Genomic DNA, 19602 nt, shown 5'->3' on the forward strand with positions numbered 1-19602 from the left:
GACTGCGGCCATGGAGATCTACCAGATCCGCGCCTTCGTCACCGTCGCCCGCCTGGGCAACCTGACCAAGGCCGCCGAAGCGCTGTCGCTGACCCAGCCCGCCGTCACCGCCCAATTGAAGGCGCTGGAGCAGAGCCTGGGCGTGGCGCTGTTCGACCGGGCCGCGGGCCGGCTTAGCCTGGCCAAGGCCGGCGAAGCGCTGCTGCCCACCGCCGAGGCGCTGCTGGTGCTGGGCGCCCAGCTCAAGTCCGAGGCCCGCCAGCTGCAAGGCCAGCTGCAAGGCGTGATCGACCTGGGCGTGCCGAGCGAGCAGCCCGACTTCCTGCGCCTGGGCGAGCTGGCCGCCGCGCTGCGGCAGCGCCTGCCGCTGGTGGAGCTGAAAACCCACGTGCTGCCGTCCACCGCCCTGCTCGAACAAGTCGGCACGGCGCGGCTGGCCGGCGCGCTAACCATCGTCGCGCACCCGCCGCGCGGCGTGACCTGGCATGCCCTGCGCAGCGTGCGCTACCGCATCGCCCTGCCCGCCTCGCTGGCCGATACCCTGAAGCGCGCCGGCTGGCGCGACATCGCCCAGCTGCCCTGGCTGGACGGCCCGTCCGGCAGCCACCTGCACCTGCTGTTGCGCGATATGTTCGAGCGGCACGGCCTGGCGCCGCGAGTGGTGATGCAGAACGACGACCAGTCCAACCTGGACGCGCTGGTGCGCGCCGGCGCCGGCTGCGCCCTGCTGCGCGAGGAAACCGCCCTGGCCGGCGCGGCCGCCGGCGACTTCATCGTATGGGGCCAGGCGCGCGCCGACGCCACGCTGGGTTTCATCGCCCCGCCCGAGCAGGCTGGCGAACCCATGCTGGTCGCGTTAATCTCCATGATTCAAAAAATCTGGAAGCCCGGCGCCGCCGTGGCCACATGAATACAAGCGCATGACTGAAATCTGGTTCATCCGACACGGCGAAACCGACTGGAACCGCCAACGCCGCCTGCAAGGCTGGCAGGACATCCCGCTGAACGAATCCGGCCGCGAGCAGGCCCGCCTGCTGGCCGAGCGGCTGCGCGATACGGCCAGCGAACACCCCTTCGCCGCGCTCTACAGCAGCGATCTCAAGCGCGCGCACGACACGGCGGCCTCGCTGTCGGCCGCGCTGCAGCTGCGGGTACGCACCGAGCCCGGCATCCGCGAACGCGGTTTCGGCGTGCTGGAAGGACTGGAAATGGAGAACCTGGAACAGCAGGCGCCGCAGGCCGCGCAGGCCTGGCGCAGCCGCGATCCGCTGCGTGCGCTGGAAGGCGGCGAGACGCTGGGGCAGTTCCAGGCGCGCATCATCGCCACCGTCGACGACCTGGCGGCCCGCCACGCCGGCGAGCGCATCCTGGCCGTCACGCACGGCGGCGCGCTCGACATCATCTGGCGCCATGCCAGCGGCGTGCCCCTGGATGCCCCGCGCTACGCCGCGCTGCTCAACGTCAGCATCAACCGCGTCGCGATCGCGCAGCGCAAATGGGAAGTCCTGGGCTGGGGCGATGTCGAGCACATCGGCGCCGAAACCGGCAATGACGTAACCCCCTGACGCCACGACAGGCGCCTGCCCGTGCGTGTGCCTGTCCCCGCGGGGACAGGCACACTGCCGTACGCCATCGACGCTAGCCCGCCAAGACGGTATCTGTCCCTGCGGGGACAGGCACACTTGCCGCGGGTGTCGCTCCCCCATGCGGGGGCAGGCGCCCCGGATACCGCCGCCGCTCGCCCCCTACTGCCCTCGCCTCGGCTTGCGCGGCGCGTCGCGCGCCAGGCGGTCATAGACGGCGTCGGGCAACAGGCGCATCAGCTTGGCCACCACGCCCATCTGCCAGGGAATCACCCGATACGACACGCCGCGCGCGATCGCCGCATGGGCGCGCCCGGCGAAAGCGTCGGCTTCCATCAGGAACGGCATGGCATAAGGGTTGTGAGCCGTCATGGCGGTTTTCACATAGCCCGGCGCGATGGTCACCACCCGCACGCCGGCCTGCGCCAACTCCAGCCGCAGGCTTTCGCAATACGTCGCGACCGCCGCCTTGGACGCGCTGTAGGCGCCGGCGCCGGGCAGCCCGCGCACGCCCGCGACGCTGGCGATGCCCACCAGCCGCCCGGCGCGCGCGGCGCGCATGCCGGCGATGAAGGGCTCGAAGGTGGCGACGGTGGCCAGCAGGTTGGTGTCGACGATTTCCTTGAACACCGCGTAGTCCTCGCCCGCTTCGGTCAGCGTGCCGGCGCTGACCCCGGCGCTGGCGATCACGACATCGACCCGCCCGCCGCAATGGGCGATGAAATCCTGCGCGGCCGCGTGCAGCGCCGCGCGGTCGCGCACGTCCACGGCATAGCAGCGGTGCTGCCCGGGCAGGCTGGACGCCAGCGCCTCGAGCGCCTGCGCGCGCCGGCCCAGCAGCCCCAGCCGCGCGCCATCGGCGGCGTAGCGCCGCGCCAGTGCCTGCCCCAGCCCGCTGCTGGCGCCCGTGATGAATACATGCTGCATGCCTGTCGTCCTGGAATCGGGAAACGGATGTCCGCGCCAGGATACCGGACTTGGCTGTGCGGCGGTGCCTGTCCCCGCGGGGACAGGCACCAAAAAAAAACCCCATCCCGGCATGGCGCCGTGGATGGGGCGGACGTTCGAGGCGCCGCCTTACTGCGCGGTCAGCCCGGCGTGCAGCTCCTGCAAGGGGTAGACCTGCAGGCCCAGCCCCTGGCGCATGAATTGCATGCCTTCCACCGCGGCGCGCGCGCCGGCGATGGTGGTGAAGAACGTGATGCGGTTGGCCAGCGCCTGGGTGCGGATGGTGCGCGAGTCGGCGATGGCGTTGCGGCGCTCTTCGACGGTGTTGATCACCAGCGAGACTTCGCCGTTCTTGACCATGTCGACGATGTGCGGACGGCCCTCGGTGACCTTGTTGACCACCTGCACCGGAATGCCGGCGGCCTCGATCTCGGCTGCGGTGCCGCGCGTGGCCACCAGCTTGAAGCCCAGGTTGTGCAGGCCGCGGGCGACCTCGACGGCGCGCGGCTTGTCCTGGTTCCGCACGCTGATGAAGACCGTGCCCGAGTCGGGCAGGCGCACGCCGGCGGCCAGCTGCGACTTGACGAAGGCCTCGCCGAAGCTGTTGCCCACGCCCATGACTTCGCCGGTCGACTTCATTTCCGGGCCGAGGATGGTGTCCACGCCCGGGAACTTGACGAACGGGAAGACGGCTTCCTTGACGCTGAAGTACGGCGGCACGACTTCGCGCGTGATGCCCTGGTCGGCCAGCGTGCGGCCGGCCATGGCGCGCGCGGCGATCTTGGCCAGCTGCAGGCCGGTGGCCTTGGACACGTACGGCACGGTGCGCGAGGCGCGCGGATTCACTTCCAGCACGTAGACGTCGCCGCCCTGGATGGCGAATTGCACGTTCATCAGGCCCGAGACGTTGAGCGCCTTGGCCATCATGGTGGTCTGGCGCTTGATCTCGGCGATCACCTCGGCCGACAGCGAGTACGGCGGCAGGCTGCACGCCGAGTCGCCCGAGTGCACGCCGGCCTGCTCGATGTGCTCCATGACGCCGCCGATGAACACGGTCTGGCCGTCGGCCAGGCAGTCCACGTCGACTTCGGTGGCGTCGTTCAGGAAGCGGTCCAGCAGCACCGGCGAGTCATTGCTGACCTTGACGGCCTCGCGCATGTAGCGCTCGAGGTCCTGCTGCTCGTGCACGATTTCCATCGCGCGCCCGCCCAGCACGTAGCTGGGGCGCACCACCAGCGGGTAGCCGATCTCGCTGGCGTGCGCCAGGGCCTCGGCCTCGGTGCGCGCGGTGCGGTTGGGCGGCTGGCGCAGGCCCAGCTTGTTCAGCAGCTTCTGGAAGCGCTCGCGATCCTCGGCCACGTCGATCGACTCGGGGCTGGTGCCGATGATGGGCACGCCGTTGGCCTCGAGCGCGCGCGCCAGTTTCAGCGGGGTCTGGCCGCCGTACTGGACGATCATGCCAACCGGATTTTCCTTGTGGACGATTTCCAGCACGTCTTCCAGCGTCAGCGGCTCGAAGTACAGGCGATCGGAGGTGTCGTAGTCGGTCGAGACGGTTTCCGGGTTGCAGTTGACCATGATGGTCTCGTAGCCGTCTTCGCGCAGCGCCAGCGCGGCGTGCACGCAGCAATAGTCGAACTCGATGCCCTGGCCGATGCGGTTCGGACCGCCGCCGAGCACGATGATCTTCTTGCGGTCGGTCGGCTGGGACTCGCACTCTTCCTCGTACGTGGAATACATGTACGCGGTGTTGGTGGCGAATTCGGCGGCGCAGGTGTCCACGCGCTTGTAGACCGGACGCACGTTGAGCTGGTGGCGCAGCTTGCGCACTTCGGACTCGGACGAATCCAGCAGGAACGCCAGGCGGCGGTCGGAAAAACCGCGCCGCTTCAGCTCCCACAGGGTGGCGTAGTCGAGATCGGCCAGCGTCTTCTGCTCGAGCGCGAGCTCGATGTCGACGATTTCCTTGATCTGCGCCAGGAACCACGGATCGATGCGCGTCAGGCCGTGCACCTCGTCCAGCGTGAAGCCCTGGGCGAAGGCATCGCCCACGTACCAGATGCGCTCGGGGCCGGGCTCGCCCAGCTCGATCTGCAGCTTCTCGCGGTCGGTGGTCTTCTGGTTCAGGCCGTCCACGCCGACTTCCAGGCCGCGCAGGGCTTTCTGGAACGACTCCTGGAAAGTACGGCCCATGGCCATGACTTCGCCCACCGACTTCATCTGGGTGGTCAGGCGCGCATCGGCCTGCGGGAATTTCTCGAACGCGAAGCGCGGCACCTTGGTGACCACGTAGTCGATGGTCGGCTCGAACGAGGCCGGGGTGGCGCCGCCGGTGATCTCGTTGCGCAGCTCGTCCAGCGTGTAGCCCACGGCCAGGCGCGCGGCGACCTTGGCGATGGGAAAGCCGGTGGCCTTGGAGGCCAGCGCCGACGAACGCGACACGCGCGGGTTCATCTCGATGACGATCATGCGGCCGTTCTGCGGATTGACCGCGAACTGCACGTTCGAACCGCCGGTGTCCACGCCGATCTCGCGCAATACCGCGATCGACGCGTTGCGCATGATCTGGTATTCCTTGTCGGTCAGCGTCTGGGCCGGCGCCACGGTGATCGAATCGCCGGTGTGCACGCCCATCGGGTCCAGGTTCTCGATCGAGCAGACGATGATGCAGTTGTCCGCCTTGTCGCGCACCACTTCCATCTCGAACTCTTTCCAGCCGAGCAGCGACTCCTCGATCAGCAGCTCCTTGGTCGGCGAGGCTTCCAGCCCGCGGCGGCAGATGACCTCGAATTCCTCGGCGTTATAGGCGATGCCGCCGCCCGAGCCGCCCAGCGTGAAGCTGGGGCGGATGACGACGGGAAAGCCCGCCGTGCCGATGTCGGCCGCGATGCGGCGCTGCACTTCCCAGGCCTCGTCCATCGAGTGGGCCACGCCCGACTTGGCCGATTCCAGGCCGATGTCGGTCATGGCCTGCTTGAACTTCTGGCGGTCTTCGGCCTTCTCGATGGCGTGCTCGTTGGCGCCGATCAGCTCGACGTTGTGCTTTTTCAGCACGCCGTGGTGGGCCAGGTCGAGCGCGCAGTTCAGCGCGGTCTGGCCGCCCATGGTGGGCAGCAGCGCATCGGGCTTCTCGCGCTCGATGATCTTCTCGACCGCTTGCCACGTGATGGGCTCGATATAGGTGACGTCCGCCGTTTCGGGGTCGGTCATGATGGTGGCGGGGTTGCTGTTGACCAGGATGGTCCGGTAACCCTCGGCCTTGAGCGCCTTGCACGCCTGGGCGCCCGAATAGTCGAACTCGCAGGCCTGGCCGATGATGATCGGGCCGGCGCCGATGATGAGGATGCTTTTTAGATCTGTACGCTTGGGCATGGTGGAATCTTTATTTCTGGCCGGCCATCAGGCTGATGAACTTGTCGAACAGCACGATGATGTCGTGCGGCCCGGGGCTGGCTTCGGGGTGGCCCTGGAAGCAGAACGCCGGCCGGTCGGTCAGTTCGAAACCCTGCAGCGTGCCGTCGAACAGCGAAATGTGCGTGACGCGCGTATTGGCCGGCAGGGTCGCGGCGTCGACCGCGAAACCGTGGTTCTGGCTGGTGATGAAGACGCGCCCGGATTGCACGTCCTGCACCGGGTGGTTGGCCCCGTGGTGGCCGGTCTTCATCTTGACGGTCTTGCCGCCCAGCGCCAGGCCCATCAGCTGGTGGCCCAGGCAGATGCCGAACACCGGCAGCTTGCGCTCCAGGAAGGCGCGCGTGGCGTCCACCGCGTAGTCGCACGGCTCGGGATCGCCCGGGCCGTTGGACAGGAACACGCCGTCGGGTTGCAGCTTGAACGCTTCCTCGGCGGTAGTCTGCGCCGGCACCAGCGTGACACGGCAGCCGCGATCGGCCAGCAGGCGCAGGATGTTGCTCTTGACGCCATAGTCATAGGCCACGACGTGGAAGCGGTCCTGGGCCGGCTGCGTGTAGCCCGAGCCCAGTTCCCAGGTGCCCTGGGTCCAGTCGGCGCGCTCCTTGATGGAGACGACCTTGGCCAGGTCCTGGCCGCTCATGCCCGGAAAGCCGCGGGCCAGCTCGACCGCGCGCTCGGCGTCCTCGCCGACCAGGATGCACGAGCCCTGGGCGCCGGACTCGCGCAGGATGCGGGTCAGCTTGCGCGTGTCGATGCCCGCAATGGCGACGATGCCTTGCGCGTTCAGGTACTCGGGCAGCGATTGCGTGGCGCGGAAATTGGACACGCGCGCCGGGCAGTCGCGCACCACCAGACCGGCGGCGTACACACGATTGGCCTCGACGTCTTCAGGATTGACGCCGGTATTGCCAATGTGGGGATAGGTCAGCATGACGGTCTGCCCGGCGTAGCTCGGGTCTGTCAGGATTTCCTGGTATCCGGTCATCGAAGTGTTGAACACCACTTCGGCCACGGTATGCCCAGGCGCGCCTATCGATACGCCCCGAAAAATGGTACCGTCCGCCAAAGCCAGAATTGCAGGAGGGAAGCGGTTGATCCCCTCGGGAAAAAGTTGCGGCAGCACAGTAAACCCCGGTTTCAGAATCGATAATCAAACTTTCAGATTATACCCTGGACGGCCAATTTTCCCCGCATGGCGCGCCGGATAAGGCTGCGCGGGCAGATCATCCGGGCCGACGGCCATGCCGGCATCGCTACGTCCCCAAAATTTTCCAGCCGTTGCCCGGCCCATGCGCGACGGGGTGCTACCCTAGGGATTCCGCCACTCATTGTCCGCTCAGATTCGCCTTATGCCCAGCCAACTCGAAGCGTTGCGCCGCCATACCGTTGTCGTTGCCGATACCGGCGATTTCGAAGCGATGCGTGCGCTGCGCCCCACCGACGCCACCACCAACCCCTCGCTGATCCTCAAGGCCGTGCAGCAGGAGGCGTACCGGCCGCTGCTGGTCCAGACGGCGCGCGCGCACCAGGGCGCCTCGCCGGCCGAGATCACCGACCGCCTGCTGGTCGCGTTCGGCCGCCAGATCCTCGATATCGTGCCGGGCCGGGTCTCCACCGAGGTGGATGCGCGCCTGTCCTTCGACACGCGCGCCACGGTCGAGCGCGCCCGCGGCCTGATCGCCCTGTACCAGGCGGCCGGCGTGCCGCGCGAGCGGGTGCTGATCAAGATCGCCTCCACCTGGGAGGGCATCCAGGCCGCGCGCGTGCTGCAGGCCGAGGGCATCCGCTGCAACCTGACGCTGCTGTTCTGCCTGCCGCAGGCGGCGGCCTGCGCCGACGCCGGCGTGCAGCTGATCTCGCCGTTCGTCGGCCGCATCTACGACTGGCACAAGAAGAACGCCGGCGCCGAGTGGGTCGAGGATGCGCGCCGCGGCGCCAACGATCCGGGCGTGCAATCGGTCAGCCGCATCTATCGCTATTACAAGCGCTTCGGCATCGAGACCGAGATCATGGGCGCCAGCTTCCGCAACGTGGACCAGATCCTGGCGCTGGCCGGCTGCGACCTGCTGACGATCAGCCCGGAACTGCTGACCCGGCTGTCGCAGACCGAGGGCGAGGTGCCCGCCGCGCTGTCGCCACAGGCCGGCCATGACGACGCCGACGCGGTCCGCCTGGATGGCGGCGAGGTGGCGTTCCGTACGCAGCTCAACGAAGACGCGATGGCCAGCGAGAAACTGTCCGAGGGCATCCGCCTGTTCGTGGCCGATGCGCGCAAGCTGGACGCGCTGGTCGAATCGCACGGCGCGGCCTAGCCCGATGCGGCGCGCGGGCATGGGCATGCCCGCGCCGCCGGCTAGAGTTTTTCGGTTTCGCCCGACTTGGGCTGCCACTTCATGAGGCGTTTCTCGCCCATCCCCACCACGTAGTCGAGCAGCAGCGCGAAGGCGGTCAGCACCACGATGCCGGCGAAAACCGTGTTCACATCGAAAGTGCCCTCTGCCTGCAGGATCAGGTACCCCACCCCGCTGGCCGAGCCCAGGTATTCGCCCACCACGGCGCCCACGAAGGCCAGGCCCACCGAGGTGTGCAGGCTGGAAAACACCCAGCTGGTGGCCGACGGCAGGTAGACGTGGCGCAGCAGCTGGCGCCGGCGCGCGCCCAGCATGCGGGCGTTGTCCAGCAGCGTCGGGCTGACTTCGCGCACGCCCTGGTAGACGTTGAAGAAGACGATGAAGAACACCAGCGTCACCGCCAGCGCCACCTTGGACCAGATGCCCAGCCCGAACCACATGCCGAAGATGGGCGCGAGGATGACGCGCGGCATCGAGTTGGCCGCCTTGATGTAGGGATCGAGAATGGCGCTGGCGCCGGGCGACAGGCCCAGCCACAGGCCGAAGCCCAGTCCGCTCACGGTGCCGATGAAAAACGCCAGCACGGTCTCGGACAGCGTCACCCACAGATGGCCATAGATATCGCCGTTGGAGACGAACCAGGCCCATATGCGCCCCCATACCTTCAGCGGCTCGCCGAAGAAGAACGCCACCTTGGGATCGCGCGAGGCCGCGTGCCAGACCAGCAGGATGACGACGAACAGCAGCAGTTGCCAGAAACGTAGGCTCAGCGAGCCCGGCTTGATCAGCTTGGACATGGTTCAGGCTCGCTTCTGCTGGGCATAACCCTTGAGCACTTCCTCGCGCAGCACGCCCCAGATGGCGGCATGCAGTTCGACGAAGCGCGGATGGGTGCGGACCTCGGCCACGTCGCGCGGCCGCGGCAGGTCGATGGCGAACTCGCCGATGGGATGCGTGCCCGGGCCGGCCGACAGCACGATCACCCGGTCGCTCATGGCGATGGCCTCGTCCAGGTCGTGCGTGATGAACAGCACGGCCTTGCGCTTGGCCATCCAGAGGTCCAGCACTTCGTTCTCCATCAGCTGGCGGGTCTGGATGTCCAGGGCCGAGAACGGCTCGTCCATGAGAATGATGTCGGGATCGCGGATCAGCGTCTGGGCCAGCATGACGCGCTTGCGCATCCCGCCCGACATCTGGTGCGGGTAGCGCGTCTCGAAGCCGCCCAGCCCTACCCTGCGCATCCACTCGCGGCCGCGCTCGTCGGCCTCGGCGCGCGGCACGCCGGCGAAATCCAGGCCGGCCACCACGTTCTCCAGCGCGCTGCGCCACGGCAGCAGCGCCTCGCCCTGGAACATGTAGCCGGCCCGCTCGTTGATGCCGGCCAGCGCCTGGCCGAACACGCGCACCGTGCCCGAGGACGGCGCCAGCAGGCCGGCGCCCACGTTGAGCAGCGTGGACTTGCCGCAGCCGGTGGGCCCCACCACGGACACGAATTCGCCCGGCGCGACCGCCAGGCTGGTGTCCTGCACCGCGGTGTAACGCCGGCTGCGGTCCTCGCGCGCGATGAACGTGCAGGTAATGCCTTCCAGCGACAGCGCGGCTTCAGCCATTGGGGTACTTCTCGTTGGCGCGGCGGGTGTACTCGTTGGTCCAGGCCTTGGCGGGATCGACCTTGGCGGCATCGAAATCGGGCACGAAGGCGGCCAGCGCCTTGAGCGCGGTGGCCGCGCCGTCCTCGGGAATCACGCCGTCGGGCGACAGGCCTTCCATGCTCTTGCCGATGGCGGCCTTGTAGACGGCCGGGTCGCCCAGCAGATAGCCTTCGGGCACGGCCTTGGCGATCTCGTCGGCGCCGGCCTTCTGGATCCACTTGTCGGCGCGCACGATGGCGTTGGTCAGCGCCTGGGCGGTGTTCGGGTTGGCGTCGACGAAGGCCTGCGGCGCGTACAGGCAGCCGGCCGGCATGTTGCCGCCGAAAATCTCCTTGGTGTCCTTGAGCGTGCGGGTGTCGACGATGATCTGGATGTCGCCGCTGGTCTCCAGCATGGACACCACCGGGTCGGTGTTGGAGATCGCGTCGATCTGGCCGCTGCGCAGCGCGGTGACCGCGCCGGCGCCGGCGCCCACGCCGATGAACGAGACGTCCGAAGCCTTCAGGCCATGCTTGGCCAGGAAGAAGTTGACCACCATGTTGGTCGAGGATCCGGGCGCGGTCACGCCGATCTTCCTGCCCTTGAGGTCGGCCGGGCCCTTGTAGCCGGGCAGGTTCTTCTTGGACACGCCCACGCCTATCATGGGCGCGCGGCCCTGCAGCGCGAAAGCGCGGTAGAACTGGCCCTTGGCCTGCAGGCTCAGCGTATGCTCGAAGGCGCCCGAAACCACGTCGGCGCTGCCGCCGACCACGGCCTGCAAGGCCTTGGAGCCGCCGGCGAAGTCGGCGATGCTGACGTCCAGGCCCTCGTCCTTGAAGAAGCCCTTGACCTCGGCGATGGTAAGCGGCAGGTAGTAGATCAGCGGCTTGCCGCCCACGGCGATCTGGACCTTGGCCTTTTCCAGCTTCTGGGCGCGCACGATCGCGGGCGCCAGGCTCATCGCGCCGGCGGCGCCGGCCAGCTTGAGCAGTTCACGACGGGTGACTGACATGCTTTCGTCTCCTATGGGGCCGCCCGCGGGCGGTGTGCCCCAGGCGCGGCCGATCTCCTGGTTGCTGCGGTTTCGGGCAGCCGCCCGCGCGGCCGCGACGGGCGCTCAGCGCCCGATTGCCCCGGTCTGCGCCAGCTCGGCAATCGCCGCTGCATCATACCCCAGCGACCTCAGGACTTCCTCGGTATGTTCCCCTAAGCGCGGCCCCAGCCAGCGCGTGCCGCCGGGGGTTTCCGACAGCTTGGGCACCACCGCCGGCAGCTTGACCGGCGAGCCATCGGGGAAGTGATGCTGCTCGATCATGCCGCGTGCGAGGAACTGCGGATCGGTGAACATATCGGCCACGCTGTAGATCTTGCCCACCGGCACATCGGCGGCGCGCAGCGTGGCCAGCGCCTGCTCGATGGTGTGGGTGTCGCACCAGCGCTGGATGGCGCTGTCGATCTCGGTGGCGCGCCGCGCCCGCCCGTCGTTGCGCTCGAGCTGCGGGTCGTGCGCCAGGTCGCTGCGTCCGATCGCCAGCATGAGGCGATGGAAGATGGCGTCGCCATTGCCGGCGATGACGATGTTCTGCCCATCGCGCGTGGTGTAGGTGTTCGACGGCACGATGCCCGGCAGCGCGCCGCCGGTGCGCTCGCGCACCACGCCGGCCACGTCGTATTCGGGCACCAGGCTTTCCATCATGTTGAAGACCGACTCGTACAGCGCCACGTCGACCATCTGGCCCTGGCCGGCCTGGCATTGCTCGCCGGTGGCGCCGTTCCAGCGCCCGCCGGTAGCGTCGCGATGGCGCAGCGCCATCAGCGCGCCGATCACGCCGTGCAGCGCGGCCAGCGAATCGCCGATCGAGATGCCCACCCGCACCGGCGGACGGTCGGGATGGCCCGAGACATAGCGCAGCCCGCCCATGGACTCGCCGATCGCGCCGAAGCCCGGCAGGTCGCGCAGCGGCCCGGTCTGGCCATAGCCCGACAGGCGCACCATGATGGTGGCCGGGTTGATGGCGCGCAGCTGCTCGTAGCCCAACCCCCATTTCTCCAGCACGCCGGGCCGGTAGTTCTCGACCACGACGTCGGCCTCCAGGGCCAGCCTGCGCGCGATCTCCTGCGCGCGCGGCTTCTTCAGGTTGAGGGCGATGGACTGCTTGTTGCGCGCCTGCACGGTCCACCACAGCGAATCGCCCCGGTGCAGGTGGCGCCAGCTGCGGATCGGATCGCCGCCGCCCGTGCCATCGGGGCCGTGCGGGGTCTCCACCTTGATGACCTCGGCGCCGAACTCGCCGAACATGCGGGCCGCGAACGGCCCGGCGATCAGCGTGCCCAGCTCCAGCACCTTGAGTCCTTTCAGCGCGGACATGAGACTGTCTTCCTCGTAGGGGGCGGTCTTGCGCCGCCTCGGTTGCGCGCCCGGCGGCGCGGGTCAGGCGGCGGCTAGGTCGAACGGCGCTCCATCAAGGCCCAGGCAATGGTGCCGGCATCGACATACTCGAGCTCGCTGCCGGCCGGCACGCCGCGCGCCAGCCGGGTGACTTTCAGGCCGCGCTCGCTCAGGGCATCGCCCAGGAAGTGGGCCGTCGTCTCGCCCTCGGCGGTGAAATTGGTGGCCAGGATGACTTCCTGGACCACGCCGTCGCAGGCGCGCTCGATGACGCGCTGGAAGTCGAGCTCGCGCGGTCCCACCCCTTCCAGCGGCGCGATGCGTCCCATCAGCACGTAGTACAGCCCGCGGTAGCCGTGGCTGGACTCGATCATGTTCTGGTCCGCCGGCGTCTCGACGATGCACAGCAGGCCGGGATCGCGCTTGGGATTGGCACAGGTCGCGCAGACCTCGTCTTCGGTAAAGCTGTTGCAGCGCGCGCAATGGCGCAGGTGCTGCACGGCGCCGGAAAGCGCGCGGCCCAGCATGTCGGCCCCCTGCAGGTCGTGCTGCAGCAGGTGATAGGCCATGCGGCGGGCCGAGCGCACGCCCACGCCAGGCAGGCGGCGCAACGCCTCGATCAGGGCGATCAGCGGTTCGGGTTCGGGGAGTTGGGGATCCATCGCGCAGACAGCAGCGCGCCCGGCGGCCCGGCGGACCGCCAAGGCGCTATCAGAACGGCAGCTTCATGCCCGGGGGCAGCGGCATGCCGGCGGTCACCGACGCCATTTTTTCCTGCGAAGTGGCCTCGGCCTTGCGCAGCGCGTCGTTGAACGCCGCGGCCACCAGGTCTTCGAGCATGTCCTTGTCCTCGCCCAGCAGGCTGGGGTCGATGGCCACCCGCTTGACGTCATGGCGGCAGGTCATGGTGACCTTGACCAGGCCGCCGCCCGCGGCGCCCTCGACCTGGATCTCGGCCAGCGCGTCCTGCGCCTTCTTCATGTTTTCCTGCATTTGCTGCGCCTGGCGCATCAGGCCGGCGAGTTGTCCTTTCATCATGATCGATGCTTCCTCGGATTAGGGGATTGAGTCTGGCCGGCGCCGCTCAGGCGGCCGGCGGATTGTCTACATGGCGGATCGAGCCGGGCACGACGCGGCCGCCGAAATCGGCGACCAGCGCCTGCACGAAGGGATCGACCGCCACCGCGTCTTCGGCGGCCTGCTGGCGCGCCGCGCGTTCGATCTGGGCCACCGCATGCGCGGTGCCGTCTCCGGTGACGCCAACTTCGATCTCCAGCCGCAGGCCCTGGCCGAAATGTTCGCACAGCACAGTCTGCAGGCGCACGCGGCTTTCGCTTTCGGCCAGCGTGCGCACGGCCACGCGCAACAACACCGCGTCGCCCTGCACGCCGGCCCACTCGCTCTGGCGCGCCAGTTCGGCGGCAAGGCCGGTGACCGGCAAGCGCGCAGCCAGCTCGGGCCAGCCGGCCGGCGACATGTCCGCAAGGCGCGACCGCGCCGCGCGGCCACGGCCGCCGGATTCGCGGCGTGGCGTCGGCGCCCGTGGCGCCGGCATGGCCGCGGGCGCGGGCGCCAGCGTTTCGAATTCGTCGTCCGGATCGGCGGTGAAGCTGTGCTCGGGCGCGAAGCCGCCGCCAGCCTCGTCGGGAATGGCCTCGTCGACCCAGGCCGGCGGACCGTCGTCGTCCGCCACGACCGGCGCCGGCGCGGCCGCGGGCTGGGCCGGCGCGGGGGCGGCCACGGCCTCGGGCAGGTCCTCCCAGGGCGGCACTGGCGCGGGCTCGGCGGCGCGGGCCTGGACCGTCGGCGCCGCCACGGGTTCGGGTTCGGCGACAGCCGGCGGCGTCGCCGCAACCGGCGTGGCCGCGGGCCGGGACGCTGGCTCAGGCTCGGGTTCAGGCTCGGGTTCAGGCTCGGACGCGGGCTGCGGCTTTGATTCGGATCGGGCTACGGCGCGCGGGGCCGCGGCGGCCTGCGGCGCAAGCGCAGGCGTTGGTTCGGGCCGGGTTTCGGCCGGCGCCGCCGCGGCGGGCGCCGCGGCCCGCGGCGTCGTGTCGGCGCGCGGCGCCTGCACGGCCGTTGCCGGGCCGGCCTCGCCATTGAGCGCCAGCATGCGCAGGCAGGCCATCACGAAACCGGCGTACTCGTCGGGCGACAGCGTCAGCTCGCCACGGCTGTGCACGGCCACCGAATAGAACAGCTGCACCGCATCGGGATGCAGGGCGGCGGCCAGGCGCGTAATGTCCTCGGTCAGCGGATCGTCCTGCGGCAAGGCGCCGCGCACGCGCTGCTCGATGGCCACCCGCGACAACAGCACCGCCAGGTCGGCCAGCGCGCCGGCATACGACAGGCCGCGCACCGCCAGCTCATCGGCCACCGCCAGCACCCCGGCGGCGTCGCCCGAGGCCAGCGCATCCAGCAGGCGTACCAGATGGCGCTGGTCGATCGTGCCCAGCATGCCGCGCACCGCTTCTTCGCTGAGGTTGCCGGCGCTATAGGCAATGGCCTGGTCGGTCAGCGACAGCGCGTCGCGCATGGAACCGCCGGCCGCCTGGCCGATCAGGCGCAGCGCCGGCACTTCGAAGCCGATCTGCTCTTCGCCCAGCACCGCCTGCAGATGCCCCACGATCGCATCGGGCGGCATCTGCTTGAGATTGAACTGCAGGCAGCGCGACAACACCGTGACCGGGATTTTCTGCGGGTCGGTGGTCGCCAGGATGAACTTGACGTGCGGCGGCGGCTCTTCCAGCGTCTTGAGCATGGCGTTGAAGGCATGCCCGGTCAGCATGTGCACTTCGTCGATCATGTAGACCTTGAAGCGGCCAGCCCCCGGCGCGTAGACCGCCTGCTCGAGCAGCTGGGTCATTTCCTCGACGCCGCGGTTGGAGGCGGCATCGAGCTCGAGGTAGTCGACGAAGCGGCCCGCATCGATTTCGGTGCAGGCGCGGCATTGGCCGCAAGGCTTGGACGTGATGCCGTTCTCGCAATTGAGCGACTTGGCCAGGATGCGCGACAGGGTGGTCTTGCCGACCCCGCGCGTACCGGTGAACAGCCAGGCATGATGCAGGCGCTGCGTGTCCAGCGCGTGCGTGAGGGCGCGCACCACGTGATCCTGCCCGATCAGGGTATCGAAGGATCGCGGGCGCCACTTGCGGGCCAGTACCAGATAAGTCATGGGCGGATTGTAGAGCCAGTTGCGCGCGCCCGGCACGGCGCGCTGGTTCACTGACCGGCGCGCGAACGCGCCCGCCGGAATGCAAAAGGGGCGCCGCAACCAGGAATGATGCGATCCGCCTGGATCGCGATACATTCCGGTCACGGCGCCCCTTTCAGGGATACCGGTAGGCGAGCCTTACTCCGGCACTGGTTCTGAACGACTATGGCTGCTTCGTTCCCGACCTGACCAGATTCACCGCCGAACCATGCGAAGGGGCCCGCCAGCTACGCATTCTAACAGAATGCGTAGCTGGCGGGCCCCGGCCCGACCGGACCCATCAGGGTCCGGTCGGGCCGTCGGGGCAAGGGGGTGGGCCCCCTCCCCAGCCCTCCCCCCGAGGGGGAGGGGGTGGTGGGAGGGTAGTGTGGAGCGACGGTTTGTGCGTCTGGCTACGGTGGGGTGCTGCTTGGGGCGGCCTGCGCCTATCCCCTGGCGGGGATGGCGCGGCCTTGCGCCGTGATCCACTCCGGCGCCTGTCACCGTGCGGGGAGCGGCACCTCCGGCAAAGGGCGCCTGTCCCGCATGAGGACTGGCGCCCGCCCGTGCGGGTGCCGCCTGCCCGTGCGCGTGCCTGTCCCCACGGGGACAGGCACACCGCCATACGCCACGAACGCTAGCCTGCCAGGACGGTATCTGCCGCCGCAAGGACTGGCTCCCGACTCTACAGGTCGATCCAGGCGCGTGCGCGGGGGAAGTAGAGGGCGGCGCGGGCGGGGCGGCCGTCCAGGGCGGTGACCTGGGCGCAGTAGCGCATCAGTTGCTCGCCATGGCGCTGGCGCATGCGGATCGCGAATTGTTCGGGCGTCTCGTACTCGTGCGGACGGCCGGTTTTGTAGTCGACGATGAGCCAGCCATCTTCGGTGCTCAGCGCCAGGTCGATGACCGATACGCGGCCGGCGGCGTCGATGAGGGGCCATTCGCGGCGCGCGCGGGCCTGGCCGAGCAGCCAGCGGCCGCGCTCGTCGTCCAGCGTGGACTGCAGCGTATCCAGCACGGCCTGCGCGGCGGCGTCGGCCTGGCCGGCCGGGATGCCGGCGCGGGTCAGCTGGCGCCGCATGGCCGGCAGGCGTACGGCCAGCGCATCGGCCGACCAGTGCTGCGGGCCGTCGCCGCCGATGCGCGCCAGCCAGGCATGCGCCAGCGTGCCGACCGCCGCGTCATAGCCCGCTTCCAGTTGCCAGGACGGATGCTCGGCGCCTTGCCCGCCGCCGTACGCGCCCGCCGCGGCCTCGCGCGGCAAGGTCCGGGCCGCCAGGCTCGCCAGCCCGGCGCCGGCCAGGCGGCGCAGCGGCTCGCCCACGAGCGCCGGCTGCTCGCCCGTGGCCGCCGCCTGGTCTTGCGCCACGTCGGGCGGCTGCGGCACCGGCAGGTGCGGCCACAGCCGGCCCAGCAGGCTGGCCGACGCGGGCGTGCGGGCCTGGCCGCTGGCCGCGTCGACCGCCACGTGCGCCACCAGATGCAGGCGCTGGCGCGCGCGCGTGGCCGCCACGTAAAGCAGGCGGTCGGTTTCGTAGGCGGCGCGGCGCGCCTCGCGCGCGCCCAGGTAGCGCGACACCGGGTCGGCCTCGGTTTCGGCGCGCGGCTTGATCGGACCGAGCAGCACCCTGCCCCCGCTTTGCTCGAAACGCACCAGCGGCGCCTGGTCGCCGCGCGGCGCCCGATGCAGGCCGTACAGGATGACGGTATCGAACTGCAGCCCCTTGGATTTGTGCATGGTCATGATCTCGACCGTGCCCTGCTCGCCGGTGGCCTGCGGCGCGGCGAACAGGCGCGCCACCGCGGTGTCCAGCAAGCCGGCGTCCAGTCCGCCGTGCGGCGCCAGCCGCTCGATCAGCTGGAACAGGCTTTCGGCATCGCTGGCCGCGCTGGATCCCGGATACAGGCCAGGCCCGCCCAGGCGCCGCCACAATTGCTCCAGCCAGGCGGCCAGCGGCAGCAGGCCGGCGTCATTGGCGCGATCCAGCAGGATCGCCGCCACGGCGCGCAGGCGCCGGTACTCGTCGGGCGCCAGCGCCTGCTCGGCCAGGCAGCCCGGCGCCGGCGCATCGAACAGGCTGCCCTGCCCGCCCTCGGAGCGCGCCGCGCCGCGCAGCGCGCGTTCGAGCAGCGTGGGCACCGGCGTCTGTTGATCGGCGCCGAACAGGCGTTGCAGTGAAGTCAGGGTCAGGCCGCACCATGGCGCGCGCAGCACCGACAGCCAGGCCAGCCGGTCGGCCGGATGCGCCAGCGCGCGCGCCAGCTGCACCAGGTCGGCCACCACGGGCCGCAGCCCCAGCGGCACCAGCTCGACGGCGCGGCAGGGAATTCCTTCCTGCGCCAGGCGGCGCGTCAGGCTGCCCAGGTGGCTGCGGGCGCGCACCAGGATCGCGACGGGATGGCGGCTGCCTTCGTGCTCGGCCAACGCCGCGCGCACCAGGCCGACCGCGATGTCCTCGGCCTGCCTCTCGGCGCTGGCGGCGTCGCCGCATTCCCAGGCGGGGTGGAACCGCACCGCCTCGCCCGGCGCCGTCTCGTGGAACGCGGTCGAGGGGCTGTAGGCAATGGCGCCGGAATCCGCGTCATTGGCGCGCGGCAGCAATTGCGCGAACACGCGGTTGACCCAATCCACCACGCCGCCCTGCGAACGGAAGTTGTCGGTCAGCTGCAGAAAGCCCGGCCGGATCTGGCCCACGCCCTGCTCGGCCACCTGCAGGAACAGGCCGACCTCGGCCTTGCGGAAACGGTAGATGGACTGCATCGGGTCGCCCACCAGGAACAGCGTGCGGCCATCGCCGTCCTGCCAGCCGGCGGTCAGCGTGGCCAACAGGTCGATCTGGCCCTGGCTGGTGTCCTGGAATTCGTCGATCAGCAGATGGCGGATCGACGCGTCCAGCTTGAGCAGCAATTCGCCGGGATCGTCGCCGCTGCCCAGCGCGTAGGCCGCGCGCTGGGCGATCTCGATGAAGTCGACTTCGCCGGCCCGCGCGAACTGCACGCGCAGCTGCGCCACCGACAGCGCCAGCGTGGTCAGCTGCGCGCTCAGCACATCCCATTGCGCGTCCGAGAAATGCGCATCGGGCATGTCGCGCACCGCCGCCAGCGCGCGCACCCAGGGCGCGCCGCCATCGCAGGCGGCCAGCCAGGCAGTGAACGGCTCCTTGTGGTCGCAACCGGCCGGAAACCCCAGGTTCTTGTTCACACCCTTGGGGCTGCGCAAGGCGCCCGTGCCGGTCAGCAGCAGATGCGCCAGCGCGCGCCATTGGTCCAGCGCCTCGGCCATGGGCGGCAAGGGAGCGTCCCAATCCTGCAAGGCCGCCAGCCGCGCATCGCCGCTGCCCGCCAGCGCCGCCGCGGCCAGGCGCGCCGGCCCGCACAAGGCCTGGCTCCAGCCGCGCGGCAATTGCCCGCACAGGCTGTCCAGCTCGTGTTCGAGCGCCTCGGCCAGCGACGCTTCCAGGCCATCGCGGTCCAGCCCGAACTGCAGCAACGGCATCCATTGGTCGCGCTGGCCCAGCATCGCGGCGATGGCTTCCTTGGCGGCCTGCACGTCGACGTCCAGGTGCGCCAGCAAGGCGCGCACCGCGTCGTGCTCGTCGGCCAGTTCCAGCGTGGCGCGCGCCGCCGCCTCGTAGTGCGCGCGCGCATCGTCGGCGATATCGGGCATGCCGCCCAGTTCCGACAGCCAGGGCATGCCGCGCACCAGGCCGGCGCAGAACGAGTCGATGGTGCGGATGGCCAGCCGCGCCGGGTGATCGAGCAGGTGCCAGCCCTGCTCCTGGTCGCGCGCCAGGGCGGCGCGCGCCAGTTCCCAGCTGCGCCGCTCGTGCGCCGAGCGCGGCGGCTCGCCGGCGCCCAGGCTCAGCTTGTGCAGCACGCGCGCGTGCATCTCGGAGGCAGCCTTGCGCGTGAAAGTGATGGCGACGATTTCCTCGGGCCGCGTCACGGTGGCCAGCAAGGCGAGAATGCGGTCGGTCAGCAGTTCGGTCTTGCCCGAACCCGCCGGCGCCTGCACCAGGAACGAGCGCGATGGGTCCAGCGCCTGGCGGCGCGCGGCGTGGTCATGCGGCAAGCGTTCGGGTTCGGTCATGGC

At 69.8% G+C, this 19602-nt stretch carries 14 protein-coding genes and 1 other RNA gene; 3 read left to right on the forward strand and 12 right to left on the reverse strand.

Translation table 11 applies throughout. The features are described 5' to 3' along the window. Positions 1 to 10: 10 nt before the first annotated feature. The gene (locus tag EL288_RS16885) at positions 11 to 910 is read left to right on the forward strand and encodes a LysR family transcriptional regulator (RefSeq protein ID WP_003809596.1); all 900 of its coding nucleotides are present in this window, start codon (positions 11 to 13) and stop codon (positions 908 to 910) included. Between the two features lie 10 nt (positions 911 to 920). Further along, positions 921 to 1565: a histidine phosphatase family protein gene (locus EL288_RS16890; protein ID WP_003809593.1), complete on the forward strand. Its 645-nt coding sequence runs from the start codon at positions 921 to 923 to the stop codon at positions 1563 to 1565. A gap of 180 nt (positions 1566 to 1745) precedes the next feature. On the opposite strand, the gene EL288_RS16895 is transcribed toward EL288_RS16890, so the two are convergent. From EL288_RS16895 to carA, 3 genes are all read right to left on the reverse strand, one after another. Then, a complete protein-coding gene (locus tag EL288_RS16895) occupies positions 1746 to 2510 on the reverse strand; it encodes an SDR family oxidoreductase (RefSeq protein WP_003809590.1) in 765 nt (254 codons plus the stop codon). A gap of 150 nt (positions 2511 to 2660) precedes the next feature. Beyond that, a complete protein-coding gene (gene carB, locus EL288_RS16900) occupies positions 2661 to 5903 on the reverse strand; it encodes a carbamoyl-phosphate synthase large subunit (RefSeq protein WP_003809588.1) in 3243 nt (1080 codons plus the stop codon). 10 nt (positions 5904 to 5913) lie between these two features. Next, the gene (gene carA / locus EL288_RS16905) at positions 5914 to 7068 is read right to left on the reverse strand and encodes a glutamine-hydrolyzing carbamoyl-phosphate synthase small subunit (RefSeq protein ID WP_033448474.1); all 1155 of its coding nucleotides are present in this window, start codon (positions 7066 to 7068) and stop codon (positions 5914 to 5916) included. Positions 7069 to 7294: 226 nt separating this feature from the next. Here carA and tal point away from each other — a divergent pair, with 226 nt between their 5' ends. Then, positions 7295 to 8257: a transaldolase gene (gene tal / locus EL288_RS16910; RefSeq protein ID WP_033458552.1), complete on the forward strand. Its 963-nt coding sequence runs from the start codon at positions 7295 to 7297 to the stop codon at positions 8255 to 8257. 41 nt (positions 8258 to 8298) lie between these two features. Here the strand turns inward: tal and EL288_RS16915 are convergent, their stop codons facing one another. The 9 genes from EL288_RS16915 to EL288_RS16955 all read right to left on the reverse strand — a co-directional run bounded on the left by EL288_RS16915 (position 8299) and on the right by EL288_RS16955 (position 19599). Continuing rightward, positions 8299 to 9093 carry an ABC transporter permease gene (locus tag EL288_RS16915; protein WP_003809582.1) on the reverse strand — a complete coding sequence of 265 codons (795 nt, stop codon included), beginning with the start codon at positions 9091 to 9093 and terminating at the stop codon, positions 8299 to 8301. A 3-nt stretch (positions 9094 to 9096) separates the two neighbouring features. Then, entirely contained in the window at positions 9097 to 9906 is an 810-nt protein-coding gene (locus EL288_RS16920; RefSeq protein ID WP_004568207.1) for an ABC transporter ATP-binding protein, read from the reverse strand. Beyond that, positions 9899 to 10939: an ABC transporter substrate-binding protein gene (locus EL288_RS16925; RefSeq protein ID WP_003809579.1), complete on the reverse strand. Its 1041-nt coding sequence runs from the start codon at positions 10937 to 10939 to the stop codon at positions 9899 to 9901. The genes EL288_RS16920 and EL288_RS16925 overlap by 8 nt, the downstream gene beginning before the upstream one ends. A 105-nt stretch (positions 10940 to 11044) precedes the next feature. After that, positions 11045 to 12295, reverse strand: coding sequence for a CaiB/BaiF CoA transferase family protein (locus tag EL288_RS16930; protein WP_126621992.1), 1251 nt, complete (start codon positions 12293 to 12295; stop codon positions 11045 to 11047). Between the two features lie 74 nt (positions 12296 to 12369). Beyond that, the gene (recR, locus tag EL288_RS16935; protein WP_003809574.1) at positions 12370 to 12978 is read right to left on the reverse strand and encodes a recombination mediator RecR; all 609 of its coding nucleotides are present in this window, start codon (positions 12976 to 12978) and stop codon (positions 12370 to 12372) included. A gap of 49 nt (positions 12979 to 13027) precedes the next feature. Further along, the gene (locus tag EL288_RS16940) at positions 13028 to 13354 is read right to left on the reverse strand and encodes a YbaB/EbfC family nucleoid-associated protein (protein WP_003809572.1); all 327 of its coding nucleotides are present in this window, start codon (positions 13352 to 13354) and stop codon (positions 13028 to 13030) included. Positions 13355 to 13400: 46 nt separating this feature from the next. Next, entirely contained in the window at positions 13401 to 15491 is a 2091-nt protein-coding gene (locus tag EL288_RS16945) for a DNA polymerase III subunit gamma/tau (RefSeq protein ID WP_033449003.1), read from the reverse strand. Positions 15492 to 15657: 166 nt separating this feature from the next. Continuing rightward, positions 15658 to 15755: signal recognition particle sRNA small type (gene ffs / locus EL288_RS16950), an RNA gene on the reverse strand. Positions 15756 to 16194: 439 nt separating this feature from the next. Further along, positions 16195 to 19599: a UvrD-helicase domain-containing protein gene (locus EL288_RS16955; protein WP_033459178.1), complete on the reverse strand. Its 3405-nt coding sequence runs from the start codon at positions 19597 to 19599 to the stop codon at positions 16195 to 16197. Positions 19600 to 19602 lie beyond the last annotated feature (3 nt).

The organism is Bordetella bronchiseptica, assembly GCF_900636925.1.
Taxonomy (GTDB): domain Bacteria; phylum Pseudomonadota; class Gammaproteobacteria; order Burkholderiales; family Burkholderiaceae_B; genus Bordetella; species Bordetella pertussis.

Coding starts and splice junctions, on each gene's coding strand:
- recR (WP_003809574.1), bottom strand. CDS start 12,978: ATGGATCCCCAACTCCCCGAACCCGAACCGCTGATCGCCCTGATCGAG.
- EL288_RS16895 (WP_003809590.1), bottom strand. CDS start 2,510: ATGCAGCATGTATTCATCACGGGCGCCAGCAGCGGGCTGGGGCAGGCA.
- EL288_RS16945 (WP_033449003.1), bottom strand. CDS start 15,491: ATGACTTATCTGGTACTGGCCCGCAAGTGGCGCCCGCGATCCTTCGAT.
- EL288_RS16915 (WP_003809582.1), bottom strand. CDS start 9,093: ATGTCCAAGCTGATCAAGCCGGGCTCGCTGAGCCTACGTTTCTGGCAA.
- EL288_RS16925 (WP_003809579.1), bottom strand. CDS start 10,939: ATGTCAGTCACCCGTCGTGAACTGCTCAAGCTGGCCGGCGCCGCCGGC.
- EL288_RS16930 (WP_126621992.1), bottom strand. CDS start 12,295: ATGTCCGCGCTGAAAGGACTCAAGGTGCTGGAGCTGGGCACGCTGATC.
- EL288_RS16920 (WP_004568207.1), bottom strand. CDS start 9,906: ATGGCTGAAGCCGCGCTGTCGCTGGAAGGCATTACCTGCACGTTCATC.
- EL288_RS16940 (WP_003809572.1), bottom strand. CDS start 13,354: ATGATGAAAGGACAACTCGCCGGCCTGATGCGCCAGGCGCAGCAAATG.
- EL288_RS16885 (WP_003809596.1), top strand. CDS start 11: ATGGAGATCTACCAGATCCGCGCCTTCGTCACCGTCGCCCGCCTGGGC.
- carB (WP_003809588.1), bottom strand. CDS start 5,903: ATGCCCAAGCGTACAGATCTAAAAAGCATCCTCATCATCGGCGCCGGC.
- tal (WP_033458552.1), top strand. CDS start 7,295: ATGCCCAGCCAACTCGAAGCGTTGCGCCGCCATACCGTTGTCGTTGCC.
- EL288_RS16890 (WP_003809593.1), top strand. CDS start 921: ATGACTGAAATCTGGTTCATCCGACACGGCGAAACCGACTGGAACCGC.
- EL288_RS16955 (WP_033459178.1), bottom strand. CDS start 19,599: ATGACCGAACCCGAACGCTTGCCGCATGACCACGCCGCGCGCCGCCAG.